The sequence below is a fragment of the Cryobacterium sp. SO2 genome (genome assembly GCF_026151165.2).
Lineage (GTDB): Bacteria > Actinomycetota > Actinomycetes > Actinomycetales > Microbacteriaceae > Cryobacterium.
In genome coordinates this window covers 2,372,839-2,386,645 of the sequence record NZ_CP117849.1, presented here as the reverse complement: position 1 = coordinate 2,386,645, position 13,807 = coordinate 2,372,839, and the positions used below count along the sequence as shown (strand labels likewise).

17 protein-coding genes are annotated in these 13,807 nt (G+C 66.7%); 15 read left to right on the top strand and 2 right to left on the bottom strand.

Going from position 1 to position 13,807, the window contains the following annotated elements; all coding sequences use genetic code 11:
• Window positions 1-224 precede the first annotated feature (224 nt).
• A complete protein-coding gene (locus BJQ94_RS11055) occupies window positions 225-1,145 on the top strand; it encodes a hypothetical protein (protein ID WP_265400230.1) in 921 nt (306 codons plus the stop codon).
• Here BJQ94_RS11055 and BJQ94_RS11050 read toward each other — a convergent pair.
• A complete protein-coding gene (locus BJQ94_RS11050; RefSeq protein WP_265400231.1) occupies window positions 1,135-1,446 on the bottom strand; it encodes an antibiotic biosynthesis monooxygenase in 312 nt (103 codons plus the stop codon). The two genes, BJQ94_RS11055 and BJQ94_RS11050, sit on opposite strands and share 11 nt — an antisense overlap.
• 104 nt (window positions 1,447-1,550) lie before the next feature.
• On the opposite strand from BJQ94_RS11050, the gene ffh reads away from it, so the two are divergent.
• Window positions 1,551-3,122, top strand: a complete 1,572-nt coding sequence (gene ffh, locus BJQ94_RS11045; protein WP_265400232.1) for a signal recognition particle protein — start codon at window positions 1,551-1,553, stop codon at window positions 3,120-3,122.
• A 66-nt stretch (window positions 3,123-3,188) separates the two neighbouring features.
• A complete protein-coding gene (locus BJQ94_RS11040; protein ID WP_265400233.1) occupies window positions 3,189-3,995 on the top strand; it encodes an LLM class F420-dependent oxidoreductase in 807 nt (268 codons plus the stop codon).
• Window positions 3,996-4,091: 96 nt separating this feature from the next.
• Here the strand turns inward: BJQ94_RS11040 and BJQ94_RS11035 are convergent, their stop codons facing one another.
• A complete protein-coding gene (locus tag BJQ94_RS11035) occupies window positions 4,092-5,228 on the bottom strand; it encodes a glutamate--cysteine ligase (protein WP_265400333.1) in 1,137 nt (378 codons plus the stop codon).
• 316 nt (window positions 5,229-5,544) lie between these two features.
• Between BJQ94_RS11035 and rpsP the strand changes: the two genes are divergently transcribed.
• The 12 genes from rpsP to BJQ94_RS10975 all read left to right on the top strand — a co-directional run bounded on the left by rpsP (window position 5,545) and on the right by BJQ94_RS10975 (window position 13,663).
• Window positions 5,545-5,961 carry a 30S ribosomal protein S16 gene (gene rpsP / locus BJQ94_RS11030; protein WP_265400234.1) on the top strand — a complete coding sequence of 139 codons (417 nt, stop codon included), beginning with the start codon at window positions 5,545-5,547 and terminating at the stop codon, window positions 5,959-5,961.
• Between the two features lie 2 nt (window positions 5,962-5,963).
• Entirely contained in the window at window positions 5,964-6,200 is a 237-nt protein-coding gene (locus tag BJQ94_RS11025) for an RNA-binding protein (RefSeq protein WP_066596208.1), read from the top strand.
• 21 nt (window positions 6,201-6,221) lie between these two features.
• Window positions 6,222-6,890 (top strand): ribosome maturation factor RimM, encoded by a 669-nt coding sequence (gene rimM, locus BJQ94_RS11020; RefSeq protein WP_265400235.1) that lies wholly within the window; start codon window positions 6,222-6,224, stop codon window positions 6,888-6,890.
• A gap of 94 nt (window positions 6,891-6,984) precedes the next feature.
• Window positions 6,985-7,842, top strand: a complete 858-nt coding sequence (locus BJQ94_RS11015; RefSeq protein ID WP_265400236.1) for a formate/nitrite transporter family protein — start codon at window positions 6,985-6,987, stop codon at window positions 7,840-7,842.
• 26 nt (window positions 7,843-7,868) lie between these two features.
• Window positions 7,869-8,672 (top strand): tRNA (guanosine(37)-N1)-methyltransferase TrmD, encoded by an 804-nt coding sequence (trmD, locus tag BJQ94_RS11010; protein WP_265400237.1) that lies wholly within the window; start codon window positions 7,869-7,871, stop codon window positions 8,670-8,672.
• 10 nt (window positions 8,673-8,682) lie between these two features.
• Window positions 8,683-9,225 carry an MFS transporter gene (locus tag BJQ94_RS11005; RefSeq protein WP_265400238.1) on the top strand — a complete coding sequence of 181 codons (543 nt, stop codon included), beginning with the start codon at window positions 8,683-8,685 and terminating at the stop codon, window positions 9,223-9,225.
• A 204-nt stretch (window positions 9,226-9,429) separates the two neighbouring features.
• Window positions 9,430-9,774 carry a 50S ribosomal protein L19 gene (gene rplS / locus BJQ94_RS11000; RefSeq protein WP_265400239.1) on the top strand — a complete coding sequence of 115 codons (345 nt, stop codon included), beginning with the start codon at window positions 9,430-9,432 and terminating at the stop codon, window positions 9,772-9,774.
• Window positions 9,775-9,884: 110 nt separating this feature from the next.
• Entirely contained in the window at window positions 9,885-10,631 is a 747-nt protein-coding gene (lepB, locus tag BJQ94_RS10995) for a signal peptidase I (protein WP_265400240.1), read from the top strand.
• Between the two features lie 22 nt (window positions 10,632-10,653).
• A complete protein-coding gene (locus tag BJQ94_RS10990) occupies window positions 10,654-11,298 on the top strand; it encodes a ribonuclease HII (RefSeq protein ID WP_265400334.1) in 645 nt (214 codons plus the stop codon).
• A 25-nt stretch (window positions 11,299-11,323) separates the two neighbouring features.
• Window positions 11,324-11,647 carry a DUF2469 domain-containing protein gene (locus tag BJQ94_RS10985; protein ID WP_265400241.1) on the top strand — a complete coding sequence of 108 codons (324 nt, stop codon included), beginning with the start codon at window positions 11,324-11,326 and terminating at the stop codon, window positions 11,645-11,647.
• Window positions 11,648-11,883: 236 nt separating this feature from the next.
• Window positions 11,884-12,984 carry a dipeptidase gene (locus tag BJQ94_RS10980; RefSeq protein WP_265400242.1) on the top strand — a complete coding sequence of 367 codons (1,101 nt, stop codon included), beginning with the start codon at window positions 11,884-11,886 and terminating at the stop codon, window positions 12,982-12,984.
• A gap of 130 nt (window positions 12,985-13,114) precedes the next feature.
• Window positions 13,115-13,663, top strand: a complete 549-nt coding sequence (locus tag BJQ94_RS10975; RefSeq protein ID WP_265400243.1) for a hypothetical protein — start codon at window positions 13,115-13,117, stop codon at window positions 13,661-13,663.
• The last annotated feature ends 144 nt before the right edge of the window (window positions 13,664-13,807 follow it).

The window sequence follows — 13,807 nt, the reverse complement described above, 5'->3', positions numbered from 1 at the left end:
CACCCGCTTCCAGCGGGCACCGCGGCCGGGCTGCGTCGGCCGCCGGGCCGTGCAAGCGGTCTCCGCTAGGAAAGGCTTCGGATTTGCGTCCCACCATCGCGGCAGTTGCCGCACTACTACTTGCTCTCGTTCTTGGCACTGCCGGGCCCGCAATCGCCGAGTCCCGCAGCTCGGGCACTCCTGCCGAGAATGGGGTCATCGAGTCCCAGGGCGTTGGCGTTCGATTGGTCGATGTCCCGGTCGGCACTCAGTCCGACTCGCGTGCTCGTGCCTACATCGTCGACAGACTGGCGCCTGGAACCACAATCGAGCGCCGGATCGAGGTGCAGAACAACACCGAGATCGACCAGGCGGTGAGGGTGTATTCCGGCGCAGCGCACATTGACGGCGGCGTCTTCACCGGGGAAGCCGACCCCGCCACCAACGACATCACGAGCTGGACCAGTCTGGACCAGCCGGAGCTGGAGCTGGCGCCAGGTGAATCGGCCATGGTGTTGGTGACGATTGCAGTTCCGCTGGACGCGGCGGAAGGCGAGCAGTACGCCGCCGTGTGGGCAGAAGTGCGCGCACCCTCAACCGATGGTTCCCCCATCGTTCAGGCCACCCGAGCCGGAATCCGGATCTACCTTTCGGTTGGACCCGGTAACGGGGTCGCTGCGGACTTCTCCGTCGACCAGCTCACTGCCGGGCGCGACGCGGACGGCCGCCCCACGCTGGCAGCGCAGGTCACAAACACCGGCGGCCGGGCGCTGGACGTGACGGGTGATCTCACCCTGGCCGACGGGCCGGCCGGCCTTGCCGCCGGTCCGTTCACTGTGCCCCAGGCCACCACCATTGCGCCCGGCGGCTCGGAGAAGGTGCTCTTCACCCTCGACGCTGAGCTGCCCAACGGGCCGTGGGACGCCACCTTGGCTCTGAAGAGCGGTCTCGTAGAACGCGAAGCGTCCGCGACCATCACCTTCCCCGACGCCGGCGTGGGGGAGACCGTCACCCCGGACGCCGAGGTGCCCGTGCTGTGGATAGCCATCGGGTCGGTGGCCGTAGGGCTGATCCTCGTGGCCGGTGCCGTGCTGCTTATTCGGCGCCGACGCATCCGCGCTGTACGACGGACGACGGCGAAGACCGACCCGGCGCTTACTGAATAGTGCCCGCGACCGGATCGCCCAGCGGTACGTTCTCGAGCACGCTCACGTCGGTGGGGCCGGCCACATGGTCGGCCAGCAGGGCGTTGAGCTCGCCGATCGGGGCGCCGGCGGCGTGGGCGGCGAGGTCGGCCGCGGTGGTCCAGCGTTCGACCATGATGACCTTTTCCGCGTCGAGGTGCAGGGCGTACAGCTCACAACCGGCCTCGGCGTGCACCTTCGGCGACACGATGGCGAAGGCATCCACCACGTTCTGGATATGACCGTCCAGCGGGGTGATGACGGCGACGACGACAACTGACATGTGCTCTCCCTGATTTCTGCGCAAGCTTCCACCGTACGCTGGTGGAGGAACAATCGGGGCAGTGAGCAGCGGCACCTCCCGGAGCCGGTTAAACTAAGACCACAATGGCTACTTTTGGAAACCTCTCAGATCGCCTCGCCGAGACGTTTAAAAACCTCCGCACCAAGGGCAAGCTCAGTGCGGCGGATGTCGACGGCACCGTGCGCGAGATTCGTCGCGCCCTCCTCGACGCCGACGTCGCCCTCGAGGTCGTCAAGGACTTCACCGGCAAGGTGCGCGAGCGCGCCCTCGGCGACGAGGTCAGCAAGGCGCTGAATCCGGCCCAGCAGGTCGTGCAGATCGTCAACGAAGAGCTCGTGCAGATCCTCGGCGGCCAGCAGCGCCGTCTGGAATTCGCCAAGAAGCCACCGACCATCATCATGCTCGCCGGCCTCCAGGGTGCCGGTAAGACCACCCTGGCCGGCAAGCTCGCCAAGTGGTTGGCCAAGGACGGCCACACCCCGATCCTCGTCGCCGCCGACCTGCAGCGCCCGAATGCCGTCACCCAGCTTGAGGTCGTCGCGGCCCAGGCCGGCGTTGCGGTCTACGCGCCGGAGCCCGGCAACGGCGTCGGCAACCCGGTCAAGGTCGCCCGCGACGGCGTGAAGTTCGCCCAGCAGAAGCTGCACGACGTTGTCATCGTTGACACCGCCGGACGCCTCGGTGTCGACGCCGAGATGATGAAGCAGGCCGCGGACATCCGCAAGGCCATCGACCCCGACGAAGTGCTCTTCGTTATCGACGCGATGATCGGCCAGGACGCCGTGGCAACCGCCCGCGCGTTCCAGGACGGTGTCGACTTCACCGGTGTCGTGCTGTCCAAGCTCGACGGCGACGCCCGCGGTGGCGCGGCCCTGTCGGTGGCGTCGATCACCGGCCGCCCGATCATGTTCGCTTCCACGGGTGAGGGCCTCGACGACTTCGAGCCCTTCCACCCCGACCGCATGGCCAGCCGCATCCTCGACCTCGGTGACATCCTCACCCTGATCGAGCAGGCGCAGGGCGCGTTCGACGAGGAGGAAGCCCGCAAGATCGCGGAGAAGTTCTCCACCGACACCTTCACCCTCGACGACTTCCTCGGCCAGATGCAGCAGCTGCGCAACATGGGCTCCATCAAGAAGATGATGGGCATGCTCCCGGGCGCCGGCGCGATGAAGCAGCAGCTGGACAACTTCGATGAGCGCGAAATCGTGCGCACCGAGGCCATCATCCAATCGATGACCAAGGCCGAGCGTGTCACACCCAAGCTGCTCAACGGCTCCCGCCGCCTCCGCATTGCGCGTGGTTCGGGGTCGAGCGTCACCGAGGTGAACCAGCTCGTGCAGCGGTTCGAACAGGCCGCGAAGATGATGAAAACCGTGGCCAAGGGCGGCATGCCCAACATCCCCGGCATGGGACCGATCCCCGGCGGCATGGGCGGCAAGCGTCCCCAGGTGCAGCAGAAGAAGAAGGGCTCGAAGTCGGGCAACCCGGCAAAGCGTGCCGCGGAGAACGCGGCCATCGCCTCCGGTGAGAAGATCGGCGGCGCGTCTGCGGGCGGCGGCTCCGGCTTCGGTCTCGGCGGCGGCGGCAAGGCTGCGGCCGGCGGCCCGACGCCTGAGGAGATGGCGGCTCTGCAGAAGATGCTCGGCCGGTAGTCGGCCGACGTCTCTGGACGCCGCGGGTCGCGGTGTCTAGGCGCGGGCGGGGATTAGGATTTTGCAATGACCTCTCTCCAGCCCCGCCCCGTGCGTCTCGGTGTGCAGATCGCCCCGCAGCACGCCGAGTACGCGTCAATCCGGAACACCGTCTCTGCCGTTGAAGCTCTCGGCGTCGACATCGCCTTCAACTGGGACCACTTCTATCCGCTCTCCGGCGACCCGGAGGGCCTGCACTTCGAGTCCTGGACGCTCCTGGCCGCCTGGGCCGAGCAGACCAGCGTTCTCGAAATGGGCGCACTGGTGAACTGCAACAGCTACCGGAACGCCGACCTGCAGGCCGACATGGCCCGCACCATCGATCACATCAGCGGTGGGCGTTTCATCTTCGGCACCGGCTCGGGCTGGTTCGAACGGGACTATGACGAGTACGGCTACGAATTCGGCACGGTCGGCACCCGCCTGGATGCCCTGGCCGAGAACCTCCCGCGGATCGAGGCACGCTGGGCCAAGCTGAACCCCGCACCGCTGCGCGACATCCCCGTGCTCATCGGCGGCGCCGGAGAGAAGAAGACGCTGCGCATCGTGGCGCAGCACGCCGACATCTGGCACTCGTTCTCCACCCCGGAGGTCCTCACCCACAAGCTCGGCGTGCTGGGCACCTGGTGCGACACCGTGGGGCGTGACATCAACGAGATCGAGATCTCCACCGAGCTGCGCGGTAAGACCACGGAGGAGGCCGACGAGCTCTACGAGCTGGGCACCACACTGTTCACCCTGGGCATCTCCGGCCCCGCCTACGACCTGGCCCCTGTGGAGGACTGGATCGCCTGGCGTGACGCCAAAAACACCCCGCGGGCCCTCGCGTCCTAACCCGCTCGGCCCGCGAGCCGTGAGGAAAGCATCCGCGAGCCGTGAGAAAAGCCCCAAAAAGCGCGTGTTTTCCGGGCCAAACTCACGGTTCGCGGATCAGGAGTGCAGGCCCTCTCGGAGTTCGCGGGCGAGCGAGGCGACCACGGCAGGGAGGTGGCCGTCGTGCAGGGCGGCCACGGCCAGCTGGCGTTGGTAGCTGGCTCCGTGGTCGAGGATCAGGTTGAGCTGCAGCAGCTCGGGCAGGCAGCCCAGGCGTTCGGCGGTGGGGGAGAGCACCTCCACCAGGCGGTGCACCTCGTCGGTGACCATCCGCTCCGTGCCCGTGGAGTTCACAATGATCTCCGCCGAGAGGCCGTACCGGGCCGCGCGCCACTTGTTCTCGCGCACGAACCACGGCTGCATGGTGGGCACCGGGCGTCCCTCGTCGATCTCCGTCGACATCCACTCGACCAGACACTGGATGAGCGCGGCGATCGCGCCGAGTTCCTCGACGGTCGAGACTCCGTCGCAGGCGCGCACCTCGATGGTGCCCCAGCGCGGCGACGGCCGGATGTCCCAGCGCACCTCGGTGGCGTCCTCGATGATTCCGGTCACGGTGAGGTCGTTGACATAGTCCTCCCACGCCGCCCAGTCCTCCAGACGCCACGGCAGGCCGGCAGTGGGCAGCTGCTGGAACATCTGGGCGCGATTGGACGCGTACCCGGTGTTCACGCCCGCCCAGAACGGGCTCGAGGCGCTCAGCGCCTGCAGATGCGGCACGAAGCTGAGCAGGCCGTTGAGGATCGGGATGACCTTGTCGCGATCCTCGATGCCCACGTGCACGTGGATGCCCCAGATCATCATGTTGCGACCCCACCACTGGGTGCGGTCGATGAGCTTGTGGTAGCGCTCCTTGTCGGTGACCTGCTGGTCGAACCACTGACCGAACGGATGCGAGCCGCTGCAGATCGGGTCGACGCCGCGCGGCTCGGTGATGGCGCGCACCTCGTCGACCTGCCCGGCGACATCGGCGACGGCGCCGGCCACCGTGTGGTGTACCCCGGAGACGAGCTCGACGGTGTTGAGGAGGAGCTCTCCGGTGATGTGCGGGTGCGGGGAGCCACCCGGCCCCCTGAGGGCGTCGAGGACCTCGTCGGCGATCGACACCAGGTCGCCCGTCTCCCGGTCGACCAGCGCGAGTTCCCACTCGATGCCGACGGTCGAGCGCTCGGAGTGAGCGAATTCGATGCCCACGGTATTGGTACCCACAGTCTCGGTTGCCACGGTGGTGCCCTTCGCGCTCCGACGCCCCCGGGGTGGAGCGATGTGGCACAATCCTGACAGCTAAACGCACACTTCGCCGCCCGGCGCGCTACCGGCGTCATGTTGCCAGCCAGGTTTTCGGCCGTCGATTATCACAAAGTGCTCGATGTCTGACACAATGATTAGTCGAGTTCCGTTGCGCCCGACCCTCTAATCCGGCGTAACACGAACCTAATTGAGCTTGTGCCGAGTGTGCCCCCACGCTCACGGCTGTCAGTTCGCCAAACATCTAAATCACAGGAGAATTGTGGCTGTCAAAATCCGTCTGAAGCGCATGGGCAAGATTCGTGCGCCGTACTACCGCATCGTTGTCGCCGACTCGCGCACCAAGCGCGATGGTCGTGTCATCGAAGAGATCGGCATCTACCACCCCACGCAGGAGCCTTCGGTCATCGAGGTCAAGTCCGAGCGTGCCCAGTACTGGCTCTCCGTCGGCGCACAGCCGACCGAGCAGGTTGCGGCACTCCTCAAGCTGACCGGCGACTGGGGCATCTTCAAGGGTGACAAGAACGCCGTCTCCACCGTCAAGATCAAGGAGCCGAAGGTTGCCTTCGTCGCCGACGAGAAGAAGAAGCCGGTTCTGAAGCCCAAGGCCGAGAAGCCCGCGGCCAAGGTTGAGACCGAAGACGTTGCCGTTGAGGCAACCGAAGAGGACAAGGCGTAATTTTGCTCGCTCCCGCGCTTGAGCACCTCGTCAAGGGAATCGTTGATCACCCGGACGACGTGCACGTTGTAGCCCAGAACTCACCCCGTGGCGAGGTGCTCGAGGTTCGTGTGAACCCCGAGGACCTCGGCCGGGTGATCGGCCGCGCCGGTCGCACCGCCAAGGCGCTGCGCACTCTCGTGGCCGCTCTGGCCGATGGCAAGCGCGTGCGGGTCGACGTTGTCGACACCGACTTCTGATCGGGTAGTGACTAGCCCCTCATGAGCGACGACAGCACGACCCCGGCCACCCAACTGCGGGTGGGGCGCCTCACCAAGGCCCACGGCCTTAAGGGCGCCATCAAGCTGGAGCTGTTCACGGACGACCCGGGACGACGTTTCGTCCCGGGCGCCGTGTTCACCCTCCAGGTGCCGACCAGCTCACCCTGGCACGGCAAGACCATCGAACTCGTCGAGTTGCGCTGGTACAACCAGCACGCAGTCGGGTTCTTCAAGGGTGTCCCCGACCGCGAGGCCGCGGAGACCCTGGCCAAGGCCATTCTCTGGATCGACCAGGACTCCTCCGAGCAGACGGATGAAGAAGACGCCTGGTACGACCACCAGCTGGTCGGGCTCGCCGTGGTGCGCGACGGAGTGCAGATCGGCACTCTCACGCGCCTCGAGCACCTGCCGGCGCAAGACCTCCTCATCGTGAAGACCGCCACCGGCGAGGTGATGATCCCCTTCGTCAAGGCGATCGTGCCCTCGGTCGACGTCAAGGCCGGCGTCATCACGATCACCCCGCCTCCCGGACTGCTCGAAGAGCTGCCGGAGGAGCCGGACACCGACGAACCTGAAACCATTGAGACGGATGCCGATGGCTCGGCGACCGATCCCGAAACCCCCGCAGAACCGGCAGCGACGCCGACTCTCGACGGTCAGGGCGCATAGACGCTCCCTGAGCCAGTTCACGGGGAGAGGCGCGCCGCGCCACACCTACTTCACGTTCGTACAGATCGCGGCCGTTGATGAGGAGTACCGTCGCATGTCATACGTGAAACCGGACCAGCTGATCGATTCGCTTGTTCATTCCGGGGTCGTCAAGTCCAACCTCACCGCCCGCCAGATGTTCCTGCGCGGCGCTCTGTCCGGAGCGATTCTCGGTGCGGCCACCACCCTGGCCCTGACGGCGGCGGCGCAAACCGGGCTGCCGATTGTGGGCGCATTGGTGTTCCCCGTCGGCTTCTGCGTCATCCTGATGCTCGGTCTCGAGCTCGTCACCGGTAGTTTCGCCCTGATCCCGCTCGCGGTCCTCGAGGGACGCACCACCGTGGCCAAGATGCTCAAGAACTTCGGCGTGGTCATCCCGGCGCACATCTTCGGTGCGGGGCTCTATGCCCTGCTCTACGTGGGCGTCATCACCTACCTCGGCACCGACACCACGGACCCGATGATCCAGGCGATCATCCACATGGCCGAGCACAAGGTGCTCCCGTACGAGGCCATCGGCGCCGGCGGCATCCTGGTGGCCATCGTCAAGGCCATGCTCTGCAACTGGATGGTTGCCCTCGGCACGATCATGTTCTACACGTCTACCTCGGCCGCGGGCAAGATCCTCGGCATGTGGCTGCCCGTGCTCACCTTCTTCGGCCTCGGTCTCGAGCACGCGGTCGTGAACATGTTCGTCATCCCGGCCGGCATGTTGCTCGGCGCCGACATCAGCTTCGGGGACTGGTGGGGCTGGAACACCGGGCCCGTGCTGATCGGCAACGTCATGGGTGCCGTGCTCTTCACCGCCCTGCCGCTGTACTTCTCGCACCGCAACAAGATCAACCGCGAGGCAGCCCTGCACGACGACGACGACGCGGAGAGCACGACGGAGCTCGCCGCCGCGCACTCGTAGAACCGCCCACTCCTAGAATTGCCCCTATGCGCATCGACATCATCAGTATCTTTCCGGAGTTCTTCGGTGTGCTGGACATCTCCCTCCTCGGCCGCGCCCGGCAGGCCGGCCTGATCGACCTCGCCGTGCACAACCTGCGCGACTTCACCCACGACCGGCACAACACCGTCGACGACACGCCCTACGGCGGAGGCGCCGGCATGGTGATGAAGCCGGAGCCGTGGGGCGAGGCGCTGGACAGCATCCTCGCGCGCCCGGAGGCGGACACCGACACGGCTGCCGCCGACACTGACGCCGCCGAGTCAACCGACGCCGGCCCCGTGCTGATCTTCCCGTCGCCGGCGGGGGAGCAGTTCACCCAGGCGATGGCCCGCGAGCTCGCCCAGGAGCCGCACCTCATCTTCGGCTGTGGCCGGTACGAGGGCATCGACCAGCGTGTGGTGGACCACTTCGCTGGCCGGGGCCGCGTACGTCTGGTGAGCCTCGGCGACTACGTGCTCAACGGCGGCGAGGTGGCCGTCATGGCCATGATCGAAGCCATCGGCCGGCTCATTCCCGGTGTGGTGGGCAACCCCGAGAGCCTCGTCGAGGAATCGCACGAGGACGGACTGCTCGAGTACCCGAGTTACACCAAGCCGGCCAGCTGGCGCGGCCTTGACGTGCCGCCCGTGCTGCTCAGCGGCAACCACGGCGCCATCGCCAGCTGGCGCCGCGAGCAGCAGATCGAGCGCACCCGCACGGTGCGCCCCGACCTGCTGCCCGCCGATGCGGCCGATGCGGCGCTTCTGCCTCCAGCGAACTCCAAGGCTCGACGGGGCACACGCGGGTAATCTGGGGACTGTGATTCTCCGCAGGGTCTTCTACTACTGGCAGTTCGTCGCCGTCGGCGCGCTCCCGCTCTGGCTCATGGTCGCCGCGTCGATTTTCGGCTCCACGGCCTGGCAGGTACTAGGCGCCACGTTCGGTGCCATCGCCATCGGCTTCGGCCTCCTCGTGGTGAGCGGGCTCTTCCTCGCCCGACGCGAGGTGCGGCTCGAGAAGGCTGTGTCGTGGGCGGATGTGGGCGTGCTCACCCTGTGGCACGCGCTCATCGTGCTGATGGGCGTCTACTCGGTGACCGCGCCCTGGCTCTCCGTGCTCGTTGTGCTCGTGGGCCTCGGCGCCTTCTGGTTCGCGCTGTGGGAGCTTTTCGACGCGGCCCGCAAGCGCGTGCGCGAGGCGCTCGTGTACATCGACGAGACCGCCAGGTTCGGCACAGTGCCGGCCGGAGCGTCGCCGTTCCCGACCATGTCGAACCCCGCCGGGCAGCACCCCGGCACCGCGAAGGCGTCGCCGGTAGACCCTAGCGTGATCATTATTCAGGAGAAGTCCGACGAACGTTGAGTCGGCGAAGGGGCGCCCTGTTGGCGTGCCGCTGCATTTAGTGGCAGAATAGGCGTTTGTGCCGCGGCATGTCTCTGCCACAGGGGAGCTGCATTCATATCGGCACGCACACACTCAATTGGTCGCCACCAGTTCACCTTCCGTGAGCGGGCGGGGCGCCACTAAAACGTCCTCGACCTGTGGCGGGTACAGAGAGCGAATAACATGCATATTCTCGACCAGGTGGACGCGGCATCGCTGCGTTCAGACATCCCGGAGTTCCGCGCGGGCGACACCGTCAAGGTCCACGTCAACATCGTTGAAGGCGCGCGTTCGCGTGTCCAGGTCTTCCAGGGCGTCGTTATCGGCCGCTCGGGCGAAGGCGTTCGCGAGACCTTCTGCGTCCGTAAGGTCAGCTTCCAGGTCGGCGTCGAGCGTACCTTCCCGGTGCACTCCCCGGTGATCGACCACATCGAGGTCATCACCCGCGGTGACGTGCGTCGCGCGAAGCTGTACTACCTGCGCGGTCTGCGCGGCAAGAAGGCCAAGATCAAGGAAAAGCGCGACTAAGCAGCGCCAGTCGCGACACGCTCACGCGCAAGCCTGAGCGTATTCGCAGCCCGCTGGATTTCCCCCTGAGCTCCTCCCCGCTAAACTGGGGGAGGAGCTCAGGCGGTTAAATGACAGACAACACTCTGCCCTCGCGATCGCATCGCCTGGAACCAGATTCGCCGCGCAAAAAGCGTGGTGTCGCGATCTTCATTCGCGACCTTCTCATCATCTTCGTGGTGGCGCTGCTCATCTCGTTCCTGATCAAGACCTTCCTCGTTCGGTCGTTCTACATCCCCTCAGGGTCGATGGAGAACACCCTTCTGGTGAACGACCGGATCATCGTCAACCAGCTCGAGCCCGGCCTGGTGCCGGTCTCCCGCGGCGATGTCGTCGTCTTCCGCGACCCGGGCGGATGGTTGCCGCCGCAGGCGCCCATCGAACAGAACCCCATCGTCGCCGCCCTGGACTGGACCCTGTCCGTTGTAGGCCTCTCCGCGCCGGACAGCAACGATCACTTGATCAAGCGGGTCATCGGCCTGCCGGGCGACCACGTCGTCTGCTGCAACGCACTGGGCCAGATGACTGTCAACGACATTCCGCTCAATGAGCCGTACGTCCTGCTGCCCGCGGGCCAGACCAGTGCGTCGAAGGATGCCTTCGACGTCACCGTGCCCGAGGACTCCCTCTGGGTGATGGGTGACAACCGGTACGACTCGCTCGATTCCCGCTACCACCCGAACACCCCCGGCAAGGGTTTCGTGCCGATGGACAACGTCGTGGGCCGCGCCCTGGTGATCAGCTGGCCGCTGAACCGGTGGAGCTGGTTGGACGACTACCCCGAGGTTTTCCGGGGTGTCGAAGAGGCCGACGAGTGACGACCGGCTCCCGACGATGATGATGGCGGTCGTCGAACCCACCCTCGAGGTGGAACTGGCCATGCTCTCCGCCGGCGCCAGTTGCGTGATCGGCTGCGACGAAGTCGGTCGCGGTGCCCTCGCCGGCCCGGTGGCCGTCGGCCTCGCGGTCGTCACGGCCGACGTCGGCGCGTTCCCCGCGGGCCTGCGCGACTCCAAGCTGCTCAGCGAGCCGCGCCGGGAGCTGCTCGCACCCCTCGCTGCCGCGTGGGTACGGCACAGCGCGGTCGGCCTCGCGTCTCCCCAGGAGGTGGATGCCGTGGGCATCATCGCCGCCCTGGGCCTGGCCGGCAAGCGGGCGCTCGCCCAACTGCACGCCGACGGCGTCGACATCGTCGGGGGAGTCGTGCTTCTCGACGGCAACGACGACTGGCTGAACAAGGCCCTGGCCACCCCGCTGGACGTCGTCACCCGGATCAAGGCCGACCAGGACTGCGCCTCGGTCTCCGCGGCATCCGTTATCGCGAAGGTGCACAGGGACCGGCTGATGATCGCCGCGGACCTCACAACGCCCGGCTACGGCTGGAAGGGCAACAAGGGCTACGGCAGCGCCGAACACATGGCGGCCATCGGGTCCCTCGGCGCCACCGAACAGCACAGGCTCAGCTGGCTCAAAATCCCCGCCTAGGTTCTGCGCGTAGGATTGTCTCACCATGGAAGAAGAAGAGTTCGAGGACTACGACCGCGAGGTCGAGTTGGCCCTATACCGCGAGTACCGAGACGTAGTGGGACAGTTCCAGTACGTGGTCGAGACCGAGCGCCGCTTCTACCTCGCGAACGAGGTCGACCTGGTGCGGCGCGATACCGAACACGATTTCTACTTCGAATTGACCATGAAGGATGTCTGGGTCTGGGATGTCTACCGCTCCGACCGTTTCGTGAAGTCGGTTCGTGTGTTGACGTTCAAGGACGTCAACGTGGAGGAACTCGCGTCGAAGGAATTCGAGCTGCCTAAGGAACTCGCCCTCGACGAGTAGCCCGACCCGCCGAACCAGACCTGGACTGGCCCACTTTTGCTAGTCGGACGCCCTCTCGCACTAGCGTATTCGGGCCAGTCCACATCGGCCGGGCTTGGAGTGGCCCACTTTTGCTAGTCGGACGCCCTCTCGCACTAGCGTATTTGGGCTAGTCCAAGCGTGGGCGGCGTGAGACGCGCGCGCGTATCCAGATACTCGCGCGAACCCGCCGTCGGCCCGGCTGCTAGCGTGTGCGGATGAACGATCGCACCAGCCGCACCCCGTCGGATACCCACGCCACGGTGGCAGCAGCCCTCGACCTCGCTCCGATCATCGACGGGCACAACGACTGGGCCTGGGAGTGCCGCGAGAACCGCGAGTACTCGGTTGAGGGCCTGGACGGCGCCCTGGCAACCGACACCGATATCGACCGGCTGCGCGCAGGCCGGGTCGGCGGCCAATTCTGGTCGGTGTACGTCGAGGACACCCTGACGGGTTCTGACGCCGTGCAGGGCACCCTCGAACAGATCGACTGGGTCTACCGGCTCGCCGCGCGATACCCGGAGACGTTCGTGATCGCCCGGAGCGCCGCCGACGTCGAGGCCGCCAGGGCCAGTGGGCGGATCGCCTCCCTGCTGGGCGCAGAGGGCGCCCACTCCCTCAACGACTCGCCGGCGGTGCTGCGGATGCTCGCCAGGCTCGGGGTGCGCTACCTCACCCTCACCCACGTGCACAACACCAGCTGGGCGGACTCCGGCACCGACGAGCCCGTGCACGGCGGGCTCAGCCCGCGCGGCGTCGAGTACATTCAGGAACTCAACCGGCTGGGCATGCTCGTCGACCTTTCGCACGTGTCGCCGGCGACCGCGCACGCCGCGCTCGACGTGACGACAGCCCCGGTGATCTTCAGCCACAGCTCCTGCCACGCCGTGACGGCGCATCCGCGGAACGTGCCGGACGAGGTGCTCCGGCGCCTCGCCGACAACGACGGGGTGCTGATGGTCACCTTCGTGCCGCAGTTCGTCTCCGCCGAGTACGCAGTCTGGTTCGGCGGCGACAAGACCACCGCCGCGCCCCGCGTGACCCTGGCGCAGGTCGCCGACCACATCGAGCACGCCCGCGCGGTCGCCGGCATCCGCCACATCGGCCTGGGCGGGGACTTCGACGGAACCGACGAGTTTCCCGATCAGCTCGAGGGCGTGGACGGTTACCCTGCTCTCCTTCTCGAACTGGCCGGCCGTGGCTGGTCGGCCGCCGACCTGGCCGCACTGGCCGGCGCGAACGTGCTGCGCGTACTGCGGGCGACGGATGTCGCATTCGCCGGGAATCAGTCGGCCCGCACCAGGCTCACGCTCTGACTGCTGACACGAGTCTCGGCTGACGTCGTTCCCAGGCGATTGCATCCAATCTGTGATCATCGACCGCCGAGGAATCCGGGGTCCCGGCGTAGCATCCTTGATGAGTATTCTTCCGAAGGAGTGGATCGCAATGAAGCGTTCCGTTGCACTCATCCTCAGCGCGTTGATGGGTGCCGTTATTCTCACCTCTGGCAGCGCGGCCGCGAGCGCCGCCCCCTACTGCGGCATCACCTGGGGGTCGTTGCCCGACAGCCAGAGCACGCTCTCCGCCGGCGCGGCGGTCTTGAACGTCCGATCGGGCGAGCATCCGTGTTTCGACCGGTTCGTCGTCGATGTGCGTGGCGACATCCTGGGGTTCGATGTTCGGTATGTGCCGGCGGTCGTCCATGCCGGATCGGGCCAGCCAGTGCCGCTCCGGGGCGCCGCCGACCTGCAGGTGATCGCGTTCGCCAACCCGTACGACGTCACCGGCGCGGTGACCTACGACCCGGCGAATGACAGCGAGGCTCTCAACGTGGCCGGCTACCAGACGTTCCGCCAGGTCGCCTTCGCTGACGGCTTCGACGGCCAAAGCCGGTTCGGGCTCGGCGTTCGCGCTCGGCTCCCGTTCCGCACGTTCATCGTCGACGGACCCGGCGACGGCAGCCGACTGGTGGTCGACGTCGCCCATCGGTGGTGAGGGGATTCCCCGTGACGCCGTCGTTCGGTCGCCGGCGCCTCGGGGTTTCGCGCGCCCGATCGTGGGGCTCAGCATCATGTCTCTCCCGTTGACACCCGTGCGGGGGGTGGGTACCGTCCCCAGCGAAAGCGCCCCATCCCGTAC

What these genes read in the sequence shown, in the direction of transcription:
- BJQ94_RS11050 (WP_265400231.1), bottom strand. Translation starts at nt 1,446, where the DNA reads ATGTCAGTTGTCGTCGTCGCCGTCATCACCCCGCTGGACGGTCATATC.
- ffh (WP_265400232.1), top strand. Translation starts at nt 1,551, where the DNA reads ATGGCTACTTTTGGAAACCTCTCAGATCGCCTCGCCGAGACGTTTAAA.
- BJQ94_RS11040 (WP_265400233.1), top strand. Translation starts at nt 3,189, where the DNA reads ATGACCTCTCTCCAGCCCCGCCCCGTGCGTCTCGGTGTGCAGATCGCC.
- rimM (WP_265400235.1), top strand. Translation starts at nt 6,222, where the DNA reads ATGAGCGACGACAGCACGACCCCGGCCACCCAACTGCGGGTGGGGCGC.
- BJQ94_RS11015 (WP_265400236.1), top strand. Translation starts at nt 6,985, where the DNA reads ATGTCATACGTGAAACCGGACCAGCTGATCGATTCGCTTGTTCATTCC.
- trmD (WP_265400237.1), top strand. Translation starts at nt 7,869, where the DNA reads ATGCGCATCGACATCATCAGTATCTTTCCGGAGTTCTTCGGTGTGCTG.
- rplS (WP_265400239.1), top strand. Translation starts at nt 9,430, where the DNA reads ATGCATATTCTCGACCAGGTGGACGCGGCATCGCTGCGTTCAGACATC.
- lepB (WP_265400240.1), top strand. Translation starts at nt 9,885, where the DNA reads ATGACAGACAACACTCTGCCCTCGCGATCGCATCGCCTGGAACCAGAT.
- BJQ94_RS10990 (WP_265400334.1), top strand. Translation starts at nt 10,654, where the DNA reads ATGGCGGTCGTCGAACCCACCCTCGAGGTGGAACTGGCCATGCTCTCC.
- BJQ94_RS10985 (WP_265400241.1), top strand. Translation starts at nt 11,324, where the DNA reads ATGGAAGAAGAAGAGTTCGAGGACTACGACCGCGAGGTCGAGTTGGCC.
- BJQ94_RS10980 (WP_265400242.1), top strand. Translation starts at nt 11,884, where the DNA reads ATGAACGATCGCACCAGCCGCACCCCGTCGGATACCCACGCCACGGTG.
- BJQ94_RS10975 (WP_265400243.1), top strand. Translation starts at nt 13,115, where the DNA reads ATGAAGCGTTCCGTTGCACTCATCCTCAGCGCGTTGATGGGTGCCGTT.